This is a genomic window from Sphingomonas sp. Leaf4, assembly GCF_920939515.1.
Classification (GTDB): Bacteria; Pseudomonadota; Alphaproteobacteria; order Sphingomonadales; family Sphingomonadaceae; genus Sphingomonas.
This window is the reverse complement of record NZ_CAKLBB010000019.1, coordinates 1-17,815: the sequence shown is the minus strand read 5'-3', so window position 1 is coordinate 17,815 and position 17,815 is coordinate 1. Positions and strand designations below refer to the sequence as shown.

Genomic DNA, 17,815 nt, shown 5'->3' with positions numbered 1-17,815 from the left:
GGGGACGTTCGGGTTCGGAACGCTCGGGAAACTGGTGATGGTCGGGATCATGGCCCCGGCCTTCTATCTGGTAATTTCGCAGGGAGCGGCGGAGCGTGCGCGCGTCGAGGCGGTCGAGCGATCGATCGTGCAGGCGCGCAAGGAGATTCGCGACCTCGAAACCGAGTTTGATACCCGCGCCAATCTGGCGCAGCTCGAACGCTGGAACGGCGACGTGCTGGCGCTCGCCTCGCCGCGCGCCGAACAATATGTCGGCGGCGAACATCAACTGGCGTCGCTGCCCGGCCGGACCGAAGGCGGCAATGTCGCGCTCGCCTATGTCGTGCCCGCCGCGCCGATGGAATATATCCCTGCTCCGACCGAACCGGCCGCCGCCCCGGTGACGCCGCCCGCCGTTGCCACGTCGGCCGCCGCTACCCCGGCCGTCAGCCCTAGGGCCACCACCCCCGCGCCCGCCGCCAGGGCCGCGCCGCGCCCGACCGGACCGGTCCAGACCGCCGCCGTCGCCCATGCCAAGGCGCGCGCGGTGGCGATGCTCGACCGCACGCTGCTGAGCGACTCCACGCTCGGCGACCTGTCCCGTTCCGCCCGCAGGGAAGCGACGCTCCGGTGATCGTCGTCGTGGCCCCGCCGCTGCACCAGCAACGTTCCGATGGCACGCGCCAGTCGCTGGTGGGCATCGCCCATTACCGGCTGATGGTGCTGATGCTGCTGTTCGCCGCCGGCGTCGCGGTGGTGCTCGGGCGTCTCGCGATGCTCGGAATCGCCGCCGAACCGCATTCGGCGATCGCCGCCGAAGCGGCGCTGGTGCCGCTGCGTGGCGATCTGGTCGATCGCAACGGCGCGCCGCTTGCCCGCACCATCGATGCGTGGTCGATCGCGGTCCGCCCCGACAAGGTGATCGGCGACAAGCGCGAGCTGGCCAATCGTCTCGCCGAACTGATGCCCGAGCAGAATGCCGCCTATTATTATGCGCAGCTCATGGCGGATCGCGGCTTCGTCTATCTGAAACGCCGCGCACTGCCGCAACTGGTGCAGGCGGTCAACGCGCTGGGCGAACCGGGCATCGCGCTCGGCCGCGAGCCCGAGCGGCTCTATCCGCAAAGCGCGATGGCGGCGCATGCGCTCGGCTATCTCGACATGGATGGTCGCGGCGTGCGCGGCATGGAGAAATTCCTCAACGCCCGGTTGATGAATCCGGGCGAGCGCGGCCATGCGGTGGCGCTCAGCCTCGACCTGCGCGTGCAGGCGGCGCTGGAGAGCGAACTCGCCAATGCGATGGCGGTGTTCCAGGCGCGCGGCGCCGGCGGCGTGGTGCTCGACAGCGACACCGGCGAGGTGATCGCCATGACCTCGCTGCCGACGTTCAATCCCAATGCCGTCACCGCCAACACCGGGCAGATGAACACGGTGACGCAGGGCGTGTACGAACTCGGATCGGCGTTCAAACCGCTGACGATGGCCGCTGCGCTCGATACCGGCGTCGCCCCGTCGCTCGCCAAGCGCTATGATGCGACCCAGCCGCTGTTCATCGGTGGGTTTCGCATCCGCGACGACCATGCGCAGAAGCGCTGGCTGAACATCCCCGAGACGCTGGTCCATTCGTCGAACATCGCGACCGCGCGCATCGCCGACGAAATGGGGCCGGAGCGGATGGCCAAGCTGTTCCGCTCGCTCCATTTCGATACCGCGCCCGACATCGAACTGGAAAAGGCCCGGCCGATCTGGCCGCATTTCTGGGCGCGGACCACGACGATGACGACCGCCTATGGCCACGGCATCGCCGTCACCCCGCTGCACCTCGCCAGCGCCTATGCCGCGCTGGTCAACGGCGGCATCTGGCGGCCCGCGACGATGCTGAAGCTGCGGCCCGGACAGGCCCCGGCCGGCCGCCGCGTGTTTTCGGAGGATACCAGCGCCAAGATGCGCGGGCTGCTCAGGCTGATCGTCACCGACGGCACCGGCCGGAAGGCGGAGGCCCCCGGCTTCCGTGTCGGCGGCAAGACCGGCACCGCCGAAACGGTGGGCGCGGGCGGCGGCTATTCGAAGAAGGTCAACGTCTCGACCTTCGCCGCCGTGTTCCCGATGGACCGCCCGCGCTATGTCGTGATCGCGATGCTCGACAGTCCGAAGGGCACCAAGGAAACCTTCGGCTTCACCACCGCCGCATGGACCGCCGCCCCGGTCGTCAGCCGGGTGATTTCGCGCACCGGCCCGCTGCTGGGCGTGATTCCCGATGCGAATGCCGATATCGACATGACGCCACTCCGCAGCCTGCTATGGCATGCGCCGGGTAGCAAGAAAGTGGCGGCGAACGCGGAATGAGACTGGGACAGATCACGGGTGGCGACGAAGCGGCGGTGGTGACGGGCTTTGCGATCGATCATCGCAAGGTCGCCCCCGGCACCATCTTCGGCGCGTTCGAAGGCGCGCGGGTGAACGGCGAGGATTTCATCCCCGCCGCCATCGCCAGCGGCGCGATCGCGGTCGTCGCCCGGCCGGGCGCGGTGGTTGAGGGCGCGCTGCATATCGCCGCCGACGATCCGCGTGAGGCATTCGCCCGCGCCGCCGCCACCTTCTTCGCGCCGTTCCCGCCGACCTGCGTCGCCGTCACCGGCACCAACGGCAAGACCAGCACGGTCGAGATGGTCCGCCAGCTCTGGCGGATGCAGGGCCATCACGCCGCCTCGATCGGGACGCTGGGCGTCACCACCGCCGACGAGCGGGTGACGACCGGGCTGACCACGCCCGACGTCGTCACCTTCCTGTCGAACGTCGCCGGCTTGGCGCGCGAAGGCGTCAGCCATCTGGCGTTCGAGGCGTCGAGCCACGGCCTGTCGCAATATCGCACCGAAGGCCTGCCGGTCCGCGCCGCCGCCTTCACCAACCTCAGCCGCGATCACCTCGACTATCATGGCGACATGGCGCGCTATCTGACCGCCAAGCTGCGCCTGTTCGCCGAAGTGCTGGCCGACGACGGGGTGGCGGTGGTGTGGGTCGACGATCCCCATGCCGACCGGGTGATCGATCTGGCACGGGTACGCGGCAACGCGCTCATCACCGTCGGCGAACATGGCGAGACGCTGAAACTGGTCGGCCGCGACCCCACCCTGCTCGGGCAAACGCTGACGATCGAGGCGGAGGGCGCGACGCATATCGTCAAGCTGCCATTGATCGGCGCGTATCAGGCGGCGAACGCGCTCACCGCCGCCGGGCTGGTGCTGGCCACCGGTGGCGATCTTGCCGCGACGTTCGCCGGGCTGGCGCGACTGCAACCGGTGCGCGGCCGGCTGGAGCGCGCGGTGATCCTCGAAAACGGCGCACCGGTCTATGTCGACTATGCGCATACTCCCGACGCGCTCGAAGCGGCGATCGCCGCGCTGCGCCCGCATGCCGACAACCGCCTGATCGTCGTGTTCGGCGCGGGCGGCGACCGCGACACCGGCAAGCGCGCGCCGATGGGCGAGGTGGCCGTCACCCGCGCCGACGTGGCGATCGTCACCGACGACAATCCCCGCACCGAAGACGCCGCCGCCATCCGCGCGCAGGTTTTGGAAGGTGCGATCGGCGCGACCGAGATCGGCGACCGGCGCGAGGCGATCCGCGCCGCCTGCGCGATGGCGCAGGCGGGCGACATCGTGCTGATCGCCGGCAAGGGCCATGAACAGGGGCAGATCGTCGGTGACATGGTCCTGCCGTTCGACGACGTACAGGTGGCGCGTGACTGTGCCCGCTGATCTCTGGACCGCCGCCGCCATCGCCGCGGCGACGGGCGGCACCGCCTCCGCCGACTTCGCGGTCGGCGGCGTCGCGTTCGACAGCCGCGAGGTCGGCCCCGGCGACCTGTTCGTCGCCTTGTCGGGCGATGCGACCGACGGCCACCGTTTCGTCGAACAGGCCTATGCGCAGGGTGCCGCCGGTGCGCTGGTATCGCGCGCCGCCGACGGGCCGCATGTGCTGGTCGCCGACACCACCGCCGCGCTCGACCTGCTTGCCAAGGCGTCGCGCGCGCGCAGTCAGGCGAAGGTGATCGGCGTCACCGGATCGGTCGGCAAGACCGGGACCAAGGAAGCGCTGTTCGCAGCACTCGACCGCGTCACCCACGGGCACGCGCACCGCTCGGTCAAGAGCTACAACAACCATACCGGCGTGCCCTTGAGCCTCGCCCGCCTGCCCGCGCGGGCGCAGGCGGCGGTGTTCGAAATGGGCATGAACCATGCCGGCGAACTGGCGCAACTGACCCGGCTGGTCCGCCCCGACGTGGCGGTCGTCACCACGATCGCGCCGGCGCACACCGAGTTCTTCACCGGCGAGGACGCGATCGCCCGCGCCAAGGGTGAGATTTTCGAGGGGCTGACCCCCGGCGGCACCGCGATCGTGCCGTTCGACAGCCCGCATCTCGGCACGTTGCAGCAGGCGGCGGCCGGCCATGCCGGGCGGATCGTCACCTTCGGCCTGCGCGACGGCGCCGATGTACAGGCGATCGAGCATGCCCGCCTGCCCGGCGGTGGCAGCTTCGTCACCGCGCGCATCGGCACGCGCGAGATCAGCTATACGCTCGGCTCCCCGGGCGACCATTGGGTGGCCAATTCGCTCGCCGTCCTCGCGGCGGTCGACGCGATCGGCGGCGACCTTGGCGTGGCCGGCCTCGCGCTCGCCGATCTGGAGGGACTGGCTGGACGCGGCGCCCGTACCACCATCGCGGTCACGGGCGGCGAGGCGCTGCTGATCGACGAAAGCTACAACGCCAACCCTGCCTCAATGCGCGCGACGCTCAAGGTGCTAGCCGCCGAACGCGCCGACCGCCGCATCGCGGTGCTCGGCGAAATGCGCGAGCTGGGCGAGGCGTCCGACGCCTATCACGCCGCGCTGGCGGTGCCGATCGACGAAGCGGGCGTTTCGCGCGCCGTGCTGGTGGGACAGGGGATGCTCCCGCTCGCCAAGGCGCTTGAGGGGCGGATCGAAACCGTCCATGTGCCCGATGCCGCCGCCGCCGCCCGGGTCCTCGCCGACCTGCTGGCGCCCGGTGACGCGGTACTCGTGAAGGGATCGAACGGGGTGGGGCTGGCGCGTGTCGTCGCCTCCCTGATCGCGCAGAAGGCGCCGGGGCAGGGCTGATGTTGTACGAACTCGCGGAATATCTGGGCTTTCCGGGTGTCCTCAATCTCTTTCGCTATCTGTCGTTCCGCACTGGTGCTGCGACGGCGACCGCCTTGTTCATCGGCCTCATCATCGGGCCGAAGTTCATCGGCTGGCTGCGCGTGCGGCAGGGCAAGGGCCAGCCGATCCGCTTGGACGGTCCGCAGACGCACCTCGCCAAGCGCGGCACGCCGACGATGGGCGGGCTGATGATCCTCACCGCGCTCGCTTCGGCGGTGCTGCTGTGGATGGATCTGTCGAACCCGTTCGTCTGGGCATGCCTGTTCGTGACCTTGGGGTTCGCCGCGATCGGCTTCCTCGACGACTATGACAAGGTGCGCAAGGCCAGCACGGCGGGCGTCTCGGGCCGCACCCGGCTGCTGCTCGAATTCCTGATCGCGGGCATCGCGAGCTGGATCATCATCCGCCAGACGGGGACGATGCTCTACGTGCCGTTCTTCTCGGGCGTCGCGATCGATCTGGGGCCGGTCTATATCCTGTTCGCCGCCTTCACCATCGTGTCGTTCGGCAATGCGGTGAACCTGACCGACGGTCTGGACGGCCTCGCGACGATGCCGGTCATCATCGCCTCGGTCGCGTTCATGCTGATCGTCTATATGGTCGGCAACGCGAAGTTCGCCGCCTATCTCGGCATCCCGCATGTCCCCGGTGCCGGCGACCTCGCGCTGTTCTGCGGCGCGATCGTCGGCGCGGGGCTCGCCTTCCTGTGGTACAACGCGCCGCCGGCGGCGGTGTTCATGGGCGATACCGGCAGCCTTGCCTTGGGCGGCGCGCTGGGGACGATCGCGGTGTCGTCGCATCACGAGATCGTGCTCGGCATCATCGGCGGGCTGTTCGTGGTCGAGGCGCTGTCGGTCATCATCCAGGTGTTCTGGTTCAAGCGCACCGGCCGCCGCATCTTCCGCATGGCGCCGATCCATCATCATTTCGAACAGCTCGGCTGGGCGGAGGCGACCGTCGTCATCCGTTTCTGGATCGTCGCGTTCGTGCTGGCGCTGGCGGGCCTCTCGACGTTGAAGCTGCGGTGATGACGGGCACCGCCTGGGCGGGCAAGCGCTATGCGGTGCTGGGCCTCGCCCGCTCCGGCGCGGCGACGGTGCGTGCGCTGCTGGCGAGCGGCGCGGAAGTAACCGCATGGGACAACGACGAAGCCAAACGCTCTCCCTCTCTCCGCTTGCGGGGAGAGGGTCGGGGAGAGGGGCCTTCTTCTACTCCGGCAGCGCCCGCGACTTCCCTTCTCCCAACGCTAGTTTTCGCCGATCCGTTGGCGATCGACCTCGCCGGGTTCGACGGCGTCGTCGTGTCGCCCGGTGTCCCGCTCAACCGCCACCCGATCGTCGCCCACGCCGGCAACGTGCCGATCCTCGGCGACATCGAACTCTTCGCACAGGCCCGCGCCGATCTCCCGCCGCACAAGGTCGTCGGCATCACCGGCACCAACGGCAAGTCGACCACCACTGCGCTGATCCATCATATCCTGTGCGCCGCCGGTATTCCCGCACGGATGGGCGGCAACATCGGCCTGCCGATTCTCGAACAGGACCCGCTGCCGGCCGGCGGCGTCTACGTCCTCGAACTGTCGAGCTACCAGATCGACCTGACCTACCGCCTCGACTGCGACGTCGCGGTGCTGCTCAACATCACGCCGGACCATCTCGACCGCTATGCCGGGTTCGATGCCTATGCCGCATCGAAGGCCCGGCTGTTCGCGATGCAGTCGGCCACCCACACCGCGATCATCGGCACCGGCGACGCGCCCTCCCGCGCCATCGCCGAAACCCTCGGCAACCGCGCGATCCGCATCGCCGTGCCCGATGACCTGCCGGCGTTCGGCCCTGCACTCGCCGGCCCGCATAACGCCCAGAACGCGCTGACCGCCATCGCCACCTGCGAGGCACTTGGGCTGGACCGCGCGACCATCGACGCCGCCCTTCGGACCTATCGCGCGCTCCCGCACCGGATGGCGCATGTCGCCGACGTCGCGGGCGTGGCGTATGTCGACGACAGCAAGGCGACCAACCCCGAATCCACCGCGCCCGCGCTGAATGCCTTTGCGCGCATCCACTGGATCGTCGGCGGTCTGGCCAAGGGCGACGACCTCGACGCCTGCCGCCCCGGCTTCGGCAACGTCGTGCGCGCCTATACGATCGGCGATGCTGCCGATCGTTTCGCCGAACTGCTCGGCCCCGACATGGCGGTCGAGAACGCCGGCACGCTGGACGCGGCGGTCCGATCGGCCGCGACGCAGGCGCGCGCCGGCGATACCGTGCTGCTGTCGCCAGCCTGCGCCTCGTTCGACCAGTTCAGCGATTACGAAGCGCGCGGGCGGGCCTTCGCGGCGGCGGTGGAGGCATTGCGATGACCGGACCCGTGGCCCGTCCCCTCCGTCAGCGCGTCGACACGTTGCAGGGCCGCACCACCCGCTCGCCGATCGGCGCGTGGTTCCGCGAGGTCGACCGCGTGCTGCTGCTGATCGCGATGACGCTGATCGCGATCGGGCTGGTCGCGGTCGCCGCCGCCTCCCCAGCCTCTGCGGTGCGTTATTCCGGCGGCGACGTGACGGTCCCCCCGATGATGTATTTCTGGCGGCAGGCGGGATGGATCTGCCTCGCCTTTCCGGTGATGATCGTCGTGTCGATGCTGCCGGTCACGCTCGCCCGTCGCCTGTGTCTCGTCGGCTCCGCGCTGCTGATTGTCGCGCTCGCCGCGACGCCGTTCGTGGGCGTGGAGGCGAATGGCGCGCGGCGTTGGGTCAATCTCGGCGTCGGCCAGTTCCAGCCGTCCGAATTCCTGAAACCCATGTTCATCGTCACGACCGCGTGGCTGCTGTCGCTGCGCGCGAAGGACCCGCAATTGCCGATGCTGTGGGTGACGGGCGCGCTCACCGCGCTGATTGCCGCATGCCTGATGCTCCAGCCCGATTTCGGGCAGACGGTAATCTTTTGCAGCGTGTGGGCGGCCTTGCTCGTCATCTCGGGCATTCCGATCCGGGTGATGGCGCTGCTCGCTGCCGCAGGGGTCGGACTGCTCGCCGCCGCCTATACCTTTTACGGCACCGCGCGCGTGCGGATCGACGGCTTCCTGTTTCCCGATCCCGAAAAATCGGCGACCGACAGCTATCAGGTCGACATGGCGCATGCCGTGCTGACCGCTGGTGGCGTCACCGGGACGGGGCCGGGCGGCGGGCGGATCAAGTTCAAGCTGCCCGAGGCACATACCGACTATATCTTCGCCGTCGTCGGTGAGGAATTCGGCCTGATCGCCTGCGCTATCATCGCGCTGATCTTCCTCGCTATCGTCGTGCGCGTGTTCGTGCGGCTGCTGGACGAGGAGGACGCCTTCAAGCTGCTCGCCGCCGCCGGCCTGGCGGTGCAGTTCGGCGCGCAGGCGCTCATCAACATGGCGGTCAACGTCGGCATCGCCCCGTCGAAGGGGATGACGCTGCCGTTCATCTCCTATGGCGGGTCGTCGATGATCGCGCTGTCGATCGGCATGGGACTGCTGCTCGCTTTCACTCGCCGGAACCCGTATCTGACGCGCTCTCCCTATGGACCGCAGCGCTGGAGCGGAGCGAAATGAGCAAGCATTATGTCCTGGCAGCAGGGGGCACCGGCGGCCACATGGTCCCCGCCGCCGCGCTGGCGACCGAACTCATGCGGCGCGGCCACCGCGTCGCGCTGGTCAGCGACGAACGCGGCGTGCGCTTTCCCGACCTGTTCGACGGGGTGCAGACGCATGTCCTGCCCGCCGGGCGGCTGAGCGGCGGGCCGATCGGCTGGGTAAAGGCGGCACGGCAGATGCTGGCGGGTCGTGCGATGGCGATCGAACTCTACAAGACCTTCCGCCCCGCCGCCGTCATCGGTTTCGGCGGCTATCCCGCCCTACCGGCGCTGCTCGGTGCGTTCGCGCAAAAGGTGCCGACGATCGTCCACGAACAGAATGCCGTGCTCGGCCGGGTCAACCGGCTGGTCGCGGGCAGCGTCGCCGGCATCGCCACCAGCTATGAACGGGTCGAGCGGCTGAAGGAAAAATACGTCCCCAGGACGCACCTCGTCGGCAATCCGGTGCGCGAGAGCGTCCTCGCGCTGCGCGACCGGCCCTATCCGGCGGCGGACGAGGATGGCATCTTCCGCGTCCTCGTCACCGGCGGCAGCCAGGGCGCGAGCATCCTGAGCCAGGTCGTGCCCGACGGCCTCGCGCTCCTGCCGCTCGCATTCCGCCGGCGGATGCAGGTGACGCATCAGGCGCGGATCGAGGACATCGATTCGGTGCGCGCCAAATATGCCGAACACGCGATTCCCGCCGAGATCGCGACCTATCTGCCCGACCTGCCCGATCGCCTCGCGTGGGCGCATGTCGTGATCGCGCGCGCCGGCGCCTCGACCATCGCCGAGCTGACCGCCGCCGGCCGTCCGGCGATCCTCGTGCCACTGCCGTCGGCGACCGACGATCACCAGACCGCGAACTGCCGCGAGATCGTGAATGCCGGCGGTGGCCGCTCGATCCCGCAAAGCGCGTTCACCGCCGCCGAACTCGCCAAGCAGATCCAGAAACTGGGGCTCGACCCGGCGGCGCTGACCAATGCGGCGGCCCGCGCGCGCAGTTGCGGCCGCCCGTTCGCGGTGCGCGACTTGGCCGACCTGGTCGAGAGCATCGACGCGCCCAAGGCCAAAGTGGGCAAGACCCCCCCTACCAACCGAACTCAGGAGGCTTTCGCGTGAAGGGCGTTGCGACCGACATCGGCACGATCCATTTCGTCGGCATCGGCGGCATCGGCATGTCGGGCATCGCCGAGGTGATGCACAACCTCGGCTACAAGGTGCAGGGGTCGGACGTGGCCGAGGGCTATGTCATCGATGGCCTGCGCGCACGCGGCATCGACGTGCAGATCGGCCACCGCGCCGAGAATGTCGAGGGCGTGGCGGTGGTCGTCACCTCCACCGCGATCCGGCCGGGCAATCCCGAACGCGACCATGCGCTGGCCAAACGCATTCCGGTGGTGCGCCGCGCGGAAATGCTGGCCGAGCTGATGCGCCTCAAATCCACCGTCGCGGTGGCGGGCACGCATGGCAAGACCACTACGACCTCGCTGATCGCCGCGCTGCTCGATGCCGGCGGGGTCGACCCGACCGTCATCAACGGCGGCATCATCAACTCTTACGGCTCCAACGCACGGCTGGGCGCGTCCGACTGGATGGTGGTCGAGGCGGACGAGAGCGACGGCAGCTTCCTGCGCCTCGACGGCACGATCGCGGTCGTCACCAACATCGATCCCGAACATCTCGACCATTATGGCAGCTTCGATCGCGCCAAGGATGCCTATGTCGAGTTCATCGAGAATGTGCCCTTCTATGGCGCGGCGGTCCTCTGCCTCGATCATCCCGAAGTGCAGGCACTGATCCCGCGCATCCGCGATCGGCGGATCGTGACCTATGGCTTTTCTGCCCAGTCCGATATTCGCGGCGTCGACGTGGTGGCGGGGCGTGACGGCAACCGGTTCGACTGCGTGGTGCGCGACCGCGACGGCAACGCCCGCACCATCGCCGGCATCCACCTGCCGATGGCCGGACGCCACAACGTCCAGAACGCGCTGGCGGCGATCGCCGTCGCGGTCGAGCTGGGGCTGGACGACACGACAATCGCGCAGGGCTTCGCCAAGTTCGGCGGGGTCAAGCGCCGCTTCACCAAGGTCGGCGAGGTGGCGGGCATGACGGTGATCGACGATTACGGCCACCACCCGGTCGAAATCCGCGCGGTGCTCTCCGCCGCGCGTGAGGCGACCGGCGGGCGAGTGATCGCCGTGGTCCAGCCGCACCGTTTTTCGCGGCTGGGCGCGCTGATGGACGAGTTCGCGCAGGCGTTCAACGATGCGGACGCGGTCCATGTGCTGCCGGTCTATGCCGCCGGCGAAACCCCGGTCGACGGCGTCAGCGCCGAGGCGCTGGTCGACGGCATCCGCCTGCGCGGCCATCGCTCGGCACAGGTCGCCGCCGACCGGGACGCGCTGGCCGCCGCGCTGGCGGCGGAGGGCCACGACGGCGACCTGATCGTCTGTCTGGGCGCGGGCGACATCACCAAGATCGCCGCCGGCCTGCCCGCCGCTATTCAGGCGCGGCTCGCATGAGCGACTGGTTCTCCACCGCGGTCGAGATGCAGCGCGAGATCCTGCGCGCGCAAAAGGCGCAGATCGAGGCGGCGCAGAAGCTGCTCGACAGTGCCGAAGCGAAAGACCTGTCGGCGATCGGCAAACAGGCGGTCGACGCGCAGGCGGAGGCGTGGACCGCATGGGCGCGCTTCTGGGGCGTGGGAAAATGATCGGCATGCCGTCCGTCCGGGGTCGGCTGACCGCCAACGCGCCGCTCGCGCCGCTCGTGTGGTTCAAGGCGGGCGGGGCGGCCGACTGGCTGTTCGGGCCGGCCGACGTGGATGATCTCTGCAGCTTCCTGCGCGACCTCGACGGACAAGTGCCGGTGATGGGCCTTGGCCTCGGCTCGAACCTCATCGTCCGCGATGGCGGCGTCCCCGGCGTCGTCGTCCGCCTCGGCAAGCCCTTCGCGAAGGTCGTGGCCGACGGGCTGACGCTCACCTGCGGCGGCGGCGCGAGCGGCATCCTCGTCTCCTCGACCGCGCGCGATGCCGGCGTCGCCGGCGTCGAGTTCCTCCGCTCGATCCCCGGCACGGTCGGTGGCTTCGTCCGCATGAACGGCGGCGCCTACGGCCGCGAAGTCGCCGACGTGCTGGTCACAGCGCAGGTGGTGACGCGCGACGGCACCCTCGTCACCCTGTCGAACGCCGACCTCAACTACCGCTACCGCCACAGCGACCTGCCCGACGGCGCGATCGTCGTCGCGGCGACGTTCCGTGGGCAAGCCGGCGACCCCGCCACGATCCAGACCGAAATGGACCGCATCGCCGCCGCCCGCGAAGCCTCGCAACCGTTGCGCAGCAAGACCGGCGGCTCGACCTTCAAGAACCCCGACGGCCACAAGGCATGGGCGCTGGTCGATGCGGCCGGGTGCAGAGGCTTTCGCAAGGGCGACGCGCAAGTATCGGAAAAACACTGCAACTTCCTGCTCAACACCGGTGCCGCCACCAGCGCCGAGATCGAGGCCTTGGGCGAGGAAGTCCGCACGAGGGTGCTGGCGCAATCGGGCGTGACGCTCGAATGGGAAATCCAGCGGGTGGGCCGGGCGTGATGGCGGATGCGGCGCTCAACACACATGAACACCACATACTGGAGAACATCCAGACCCACGGGTGTCACGTCATGTCGGTGTTCGATCCGAAGGGCGAACTGCCCGACTTCACCTACTCCATCGGCTTCCCCGCTACCGTCGGCCAACCGGAAGTGATCGTCTACGGTCTGCCCGGCAAACTCGCGCATTCGATGGTGAATGAGACGCTGACCCAGTGTCGCGCCGGTCTGATCCTCGCGGATGGTATCCGTATCGACGGGTTGCTCGAAGGTTTCGCGTGCATCGTTCGGGAGATCCTCGCCGATCGGATCGACGCGGAGCATTTCGGATCGGCGATGTGGTTCGAGCACTACCGGACCGGGGGTCGGATGACGCAGGCGTTCCAGATCGTCTGGCCGGGCGCTCGCCACGGACTATTCCCGTGGGAAGCAAGCGCTGATCTGGCCGAAATCCAACCCGCACTCTATGAACCGAGGCAAGCATCGTGACCGACCCCCTCCACATCGTCGTCCTCATGGGGGGCTGGTCGTCCGAACGCGAAGTCTCGCTAATGTCGGGCGCGGGCGTCGCCGCCGCACTGGAATCGCTCGGCCACCGCGTTACCCGCATCGACATGGACCGCAACATCGCCGCGCGGTTGACCGAGGCGAAGCCCGACCTCGTCTTCAACGCGCTCCACGGATCGCCGGGCGAGGACGGCACGGTGCAGGGCATGATGGACCTGATGGGCATCCGCTACACCCACAGCGGCCTCGCCACTTCGGTCATCGCGATCGACAAGGTGCTGACCAAGCAGGCGCTGGTTCCCGCCGGCGTGCCGATGCCCGGCGGCCGTATCGTCAAGTCCGAGGAACTGTTCGAGCGCGATCCGCTGCCGCGCCCCTATGTCCTCAAACCGGTCAGCGAAGGGTCGTCGGTCGGCGTCGCGATCGTCACCGACGAGAGCAACTACGGCAACCCGATCGCGCGCGATGCGAAGGGGCCATGGGGCGAGTTCGACGAACTGCTTGCCGAACCGTTCATCCGTGGCCGCGAACTGACCACCGCCGTCCTCGGCGACCGCGCGCTCGGCGTCACCGAGTTGAAGCCCAAGACCGGCTTCTACGATTACGACAGCAAATATACCGACGGCATGACCGAACATGTCTGCCCCGCCGACGTCCCCGACGATGTCGCGCAGGCGTGCATGGCCTATGCCGTCACCGCCCACCGTGTCCTCGGCTGCAAGGGTGCCTCGCGCACCGACTTCCGCTGGGACGACGAGCGTGGGCTGGACGGGCTGTTCGTCCTCGAAACCAATACCCAGCCGGGGATGACCCCCCTGAGCCTCGTTCCCGAACAGGCGCGCCACATCGGCATGTCGTACGAGGAACTGGTCGGCTGGATCGTCGCGGAGGCGATGCGATGACCCAGACCACGCGCCGCGTCTCGCAGACCCGCACCGTCAAGCCCAAACGCCGGGTCCAGCCCAAGCGCCCGGTCCGCGCGTCGGTGCTGGATCAGGCGGTGGCGGCGCTGCCCGGTGGCGCCGCGACCGCGCGCAGGATCGTCGGCTGGAGCCTCACCGCCGGGGCCGGCGCGATCGCGCTGGCGCTGGCCAACTGGTTCGGCCTGTTCGGCGCGATCGGCATCGGCGCGGCCGAGGCGGTCGGCGCGGCGGGCTTTCGCGTCGAGCAGATCGAAGTGACCGGCCTCAAACGGATGGACGCCACCTCGGTCTATGCCGTGGCGCTCGACCAGCGCTCGCGCGCGATGCCGCTGGTCGATCTCGACGCCACGCGGCAGAAGCTGCTCGATTATGGCTGGATCGCCGACGCCCGCGTCTCGCGCCGCCTGCCCGATACGCTGGTGGTCGACGTGGTCGAACGCGATCCGGCGGCGGTGTGGCAGAACAAGGGCCGGCTGATGCTGATCGATTCGGGCGGCGTGCTGCTCGACGGGGTGCAGCCGGGCCGGATGCCGCGCCTGCCGCTGGTGATCGGGGAGGGAGCCAATGCCCAGGAACCGGCCTATCGCAAGCTGATGGGCGCGGCGCCCGCGTTGAAGCCGGTGGTCAAAGCGGCGGTCTGGGTCGGGAACCGAAGATGGGATCTGGTGTTTCAGACGGGAGAACGTCTGATCCTGCCCGAAGGGGAGGATGACTCGGCGCGCGCGCTGGTCAAGTTCGCCCAGCTCGACGGAACGCTGGGACTGCTCGGCAAGGGATATGAACGCTTCGACCTGCGCGATCCGTCCAAGCTGGTCGTGCGGATGAAATCGGCCACCCCGAACGACGCGGGGGAAGCGGACGAGGCGACCATCAATGCGGCGGCGATCCCGCCCGACGTCGGATAACCGCCAGGGGGGACATATGGCGAAGGCAGCACCGGAAGGCGTCATCACCGCGCTCGACATCGGCACGTCGAAGGTGTCGGCGCTGATCGCCAAACCGGGCGACGGCGGCGAATTGATCGTGCTCGGCACCGGCCAGCGCGAGAGCCGCGGCGTCAAGCGCGGCTATATCGCCGACATGAAGGCGACCGAGACGGCGGTCCGCGAAGCGGTGGAGCAGGCCGAACGCATCGCCGGCTTCAATATCGAGGATGTGTGGGTCAGCTTCTCGGCCGGCGGCCTCGTGTCCGACATCGTCAAGCTGGAAGTCGATCTGGGCGGCCACCGTGTCGAGCAGTCGGATATTGATGCGCTGCTCAAGGCCGGCCGCAACGCGATCGATCCGGGGCAGCGCATGGTGCTGCACGCGCAGCCGATGCGCTACACGCTCGATGGCCTCGGCGGGGTGAAGGAACCCAAGGGCCTCCACGCCGATCGGCTGGGGGTGGAAATCCACGTCGTCGCGACCGAAGGCTCGCCGGTCCGCAACCTCGACCTATGCGTGCGTTCCGCGCATCTCGAAACCAAATCGATCGTGGCCGCCCCGGTCGCGACCGGTCTTGCCTGTCTGTCGGAGGAAGAGCGCGAACTGGGCGTCGCGCTGGTCGAGATCGGTGCGGGGATCACCAATGTCTCGGTGTTCGCCAATGGCGTGCTGACCGGTCTCGCCTCGATCGCGATGGGCGCGAGCGACATCACCGACGACGTCGCCTCCGCCTTCGGCACCAACCGCGCGCAGGCCGAACGGCTGAAATGCTTCTTCGGCTCGGCCAACATGAGCCCGCGCGACAATCACGACATGATCGATGTCGCCCCGGTGCGCACCGACGAGGATTCGGAAGGAACCCGCATCACCCGCGCGCAACTGATCGCGGTGATTCGCCAGCGACTCGACCGGCTGGTGGCGGAGATCGGCAAGGAACTGCGCCGGCTGAATTTCGACGATCCGGTCGGGCGACAAGTGGTGCTGACCGGCGGCGGCGCGGAATTGAAGGGCATCGCCGATTACGCGCAACAGGCGCTCGGCCGCCCGGTCCGCGTCGGGCGCGCGCGTGGCCTGACCGCGCTGCCCGAAGCGCATTCCGGCCCCGGATTCGCGACGCTTGCCGGGCTTGCCATGTTCGCCGCCTCCAATCCGGTCGATCTGCGCGCGCTGCCGTCGTCCGGGCAGATGGTGGCGCGGCCGACCACCGGCGCGTTGTTTCAACGACTTCTGACCGCCTTTCGCACGAACTATTGACTTTTTGCGCTGATTTGACCGGTGGGGGACTAGGATCGTCTGCCCGCTTGATGCACAACCCTTTTTTGGAATTGCGCCCGGTGCCGACCGGGACAGGGAGACCGAGTGATGAGCATCGAATTTCTGGCCCCCGACGTGGATGAGCTCACCCCCCGGATCACCGTGATCGGCGTCGGCGGGGCGGGTGGCAATGCCATCGCCAACATGATCCGCGCCGAGGTGCAGGGGGTCGAATTCCTCGTCGCCAACACCGATGCGCAGGCACTGAAACAGTCGTCCGCGCCGCAGCGGATTCAGCTCGGTGCCAAGATTACCCAGGGGCTGGGCGCCGGCAGCCGTCCCGAAATCGGCCGCGCCGCCGCCGAGGAGACGATCGAGTCGGTCCAGAAAAGCCTCGAAGGCGCGCATATGTGCTTCATCGCCGCCGGCATGGGCGGCGGCACCGGCACCGGGGCCGCCCCGGTGATCGCCAAGGCCGCGCGCGAGATGGGCATCCTGACCGTCGGCGTCGTGACGCGCCCGTTCGCGTTCGAGGGCAAGCGCCGCGCCAAATCGGCCGATGCCGGTATCGAGGAACTGCAGAAGTACGTCGATACGCTCATTGTCATCCCGAACCAGAACCTGTTCCTGATCGCCAACGCCAACACGACCTTCAAGCAGGCCTTCGAGATGGCCGACGAAGTGTTGCAGCAGGGCGTGCGCGGCATCACCGACCTGATGGTCATGCCCGGCCTCATCAACCTCGATTTCGCCGACGTGCGGTCGGTGATGCAGGAGATGGGCAAGGCGATGATGGGCACCGGCGAGGCCGAGGGCGACAATCGCGCGATCGAGGCGGCGCAGCAGGCGATCGCCAACCCGCTGCTCGACGGCGTGTCGCTGAACGGCGCCAAGGGCGTGATCGTGTCGATCACCGGCGGCGACGACATGCGCCTGCTCGAAGTCGACGAGGCGGCCAACCACATCCGCGAGCTGGTCGACGACGACGCCAACATCATCTGGGGTTCGGCGTTCAACAGCGATCTGGAAGGCAAGATCCGCGTGTCGGTCGTGGCAACGGGCATCGAGGACGAGGCCCCGTCGAAGGCGGTGCCCGCGCCGGCGCAGGCCGAACCGACCCGCGCCTTCACCTTCAACGCGCCGCGCCGTCCGGCCGCCCCCGCCGCCGCGCCGGTCGCGCCGAGCGGTGCCGCCGCCGAGCATCTGCAGGAAGCGCCGGCCCCCGCGCCGATCGAGCGGTTCCCGCAGGGTATCGTGCAGCCGTCGGTGTCGGAACGGGTCGTGCCGCATTCGACCTATGACGCACCGCCTGCGCATGTCGACGAGGACGAACTGGTCCTGGGGGCAGAGGCCGCCACGCCTGTGCCCGCACCGGCTCCGGCACCCGCCAGCGACTTCGGCGCGAGCCCGAGCGAAGGCCGCCGCCGCTGGCTGAACCCCGAAACCCCGGCCGAACCGGCGCGCGAGGAAGCACCCCCGGCGCGCAAGCCCGGCGGCACCCTGTTCGAACGCATGGCCAATGCCGGCCGCGCCCCGGCGCGCGGCGGCGACGACAAGGAACCGCTCGACATCCCGCGCTTCCTCCACCGCCAGAACAACCAGTAAGTTACGGCCGACCGGCCTCCCAAGGAGGCCGGTCGCGTCCAGTCGGGTTTCTTCGTCACCCCGGACTTGTTCCGGGGTCCACCCAGCCGTCAACGCTGCTGCCCGAAGCCTGGGGCTGATCGACATTCAACGAAATGGCTTCCCAATCTGCTCCCCTCCCTGACAAGAGTTTCGGGTCGGTCATGCCCCCGGCATGACCTGAACAGTGCGGGGCACTGTTCACCCGAAACTGGGCTGGGGGTGG

The 17,815-nt window shown here is 68.7% G+C and carries 16 protein-coding genes; all 16 read left to right on the top strand.

Going from position 1 to position 17,815, the window contains the following annotated elements; genetic code table 11:
* The first annotated feature begins 37 nt into the window (after window positions 1-37).
* The 16 genes from LRA89_RS19310 to ftsZ all read left to right on the top strand — a co-directional run bounded on the left by LRA89_RS19310 (window position 38) and on the right by ftsZ (window position 17,571).
* On the top strand, window positions 38-613 hold the full coding sequence (locus tag LRA89_RS19310; protein ID WP_230772607.1) for a hypothetical protein: 576 nt from the start codon (window positions 38-40) through the stop codon (window positions 611-613).
* A complete protein-coding gene (locus tag LRA89_RS19305) occupies window positions 610-2,325 on the top strand; it encodes a peptidoglycan D,D-transpeptidase FtsI family protein (protein ID WP_055756817.1) in 1,716 nt (571 codons plus the stop codon). Before LRA89_RS19310 ends, LRA89_RS19305 begins: the two co-directional genes overlap by 4 nt.
* The gene (locus LRA89_RS19300; protein WP_230772606.1) at window positions 2,322-3,737 is read left to right on the top strand and encodes a UDP-N-acetylmuramoyl-L-alanyl-D-glutamate--2,6-diaminopimelate ligase; all 1,416 of its coding nucleotides are present in this window, start codon (window positions 2,322-2,324) and stop codon (window positions 3,735-3,737) included. The genes LRA89_RS19305 and LRA89_RS19300 overlap by 4 nt, the downstream gene beginning before the upstream one ends.
* Entirely contained in the window at window positions 3,727-5,118 is a 1,392-nt protein-coding gene (locus LRA89_RS19295) for a UDP-N-acetylmuramoyl-tripeptide--D-alanyl-D-alanine ligase (RefSeq protein ID WP_230772632.1), read from the top strand. Before LRA89_RS19300 ends, LRA89_RS19295 begins: the two co-directional genes overlap by 11 nt.
* Window positions 5,118-6,188: a phospho-N-acetylmuramoyl-pentapeptide-transferase gene (gene mraY / locus LRA89_RS19290; protein WP_055756809.1), complete on the top strand. Its 1,071-nt coding sequence runs from the start codon at window positions 5,118-5,120 to the stop codon at window positions 6,186-6,188. Before LRA89_RS19295 ends, mraY begins: the two co-directional genes overlap by 1 nt.
* Window positions 6,185-7,522, top strand: a complete 1,338-nt coding sequence (gene murD / locus LRA89_RS19285; protein WP_230772605.1) for a UDP-N-acetylmuramoyl-L-alanine--D-glutamate ligase — start codon at window positions 6,185-6,187, stop codon at window positions 7,520-7,522. The genes mraY and murD overlap by 4 nt, the downstream gene beginning before the upstream one ends.
* Window positions 7,519-8,739: an FtsW/RodA/SpoVE family cell cycle protein gene (locus LRA89_RS19280; protein ID WP_230772604.1), complete on the top strand. Its 1,221-nt coding sequence runs from the start codon at window positions 7,519-7,521 to the stop codon at window positions 8,737-8,739. The genes murD and LRA89_RS19280 overlap by 4 nt, the downstream gene beginning before the upstream one ends.
* Window positions 8,736-9,881, top strand: coding sequence for an undecaprenyldiphospho-muramoylpentapeptide beta-N-acetylglucosaminyltransferase (murG, locus tag LRA89_RS19275; RefSeq protein WP_230772603.1), 1,146 nt, complete (start codon window positions 8,736-8,738; stop codon window positions 9,879-9,881). The genes LRA89_RS19280 and murG overlap by 4 nt, the downstream gene beginning before the upstream one ends.
* Window positions 9,878-11,284, top strand: coding sequence for a UDP-N-acetylmuramate--L-alanine ligase (murC, locus tag LRA89_RS19270; protein ID WP_230772602.1), 1,407 nt, complete (start codon window positions 9,878-9,880; stop codon window positions 11,282-11,284). Before murG ends, murC begins: the two co-directional genes overlap by 4 nt.
* Window positions 11,281-11,475: a hypothetical protein gene (locus LRA89_RS19265; protein WP_056492614.1), complete on the top strand. Its 195-nt coding sequence runs from the start codon at window positions 11,281-11,283 to the stop codon at window positions 11,473-11,475. Before murC ends, LRA89_RS19265 begins: the two co-directional genes overlap by 4 nt.
* Window positions 11,472-12,356: a UDP-N-acetylmuramate dehydrogenase gene (gene murB, locus LRA89_RS19260; RefSeq protein ID WP_443025020.1), complete on the top strand. Its 885-nt coding sequence runs from the start codon at window positions 11,472-11,474 to the stop codon at window positions 12,354-12,356. Before LRA89_RS19265 ends, murB begins: the two co-directional genes overlap by 4 nt.
* Complete coding sequence (locus LRA89_RS19255) at window positions 12,356-12,844, top strand: DUF4262 domain-containing protein (RefSeq protein WP_230772599.1); 489 nt, start codon at window positions 12,356-12,358, stop codon at window positions 12,842-12,844. The genes murB and LRA89_RS19255 overlap by 1 nt, the downstream gene beginning before the upstream one ends.
* 26 nt (window positions 12,845-12,870) lie before the next feature.
* Window positions 12,871-13,764, top strand: coding sequence for a D-alanine--D-alanine ligase (locus tag LRA89_RS19250; protein ID WP_230772631.1), 894 nt, complete (start codon window positions 12,871-12,873; stop codon window positions 13,762-13,764).
* Window positions 13,761-14,690 carry a cell division protein FtsQ/DivIB gene (locus tag LRA89_RS19245; RefSeq protein WP_055756797.1) on the top strand — a complete coding sequence of 310 codons (930 nt, stop codon included), beginning with the start codon at window positions 13,761-13,763 and terminating at the stop codon, window positions 14,688-14,690. The genes LRA89_RS19250 and LRA89_RS19245 overlap by 4 nt, the downstream gene beginning before the upstream one ends.
* A gap of 16 nt (window positions 14,691-14,706) precedes the next feature.
* Window positions 14,707-15,966, top strand: a complete 1,260-nt coding sequence (ftsA, locus tag LRA89_RS19240; protein WP_230772598.1) for a cell division protein FtsA — start codon at window positions 14,707-14,709, stop codon at window positions 15,964-15,966.
* Between the two features lie 108 nt (window positions 15,967-16,074).
* Window positions 16,075-17,571 carry a cell division protein FtsZ gene (gene ftsZ, locus LRA89_RS19235; RefSeq protein WP_230772597.1) on the top strand — a complete coding sequence of 499 codons (1,497 nt, stop codon included), beginning with the start codon at window positions 16,075-16,077 and terminating at the stop codon, window positions 17,569-17,571.
* The last annotated feature ends 244 nt before the right edge of the window (window positions 17,572-17,815 follow it).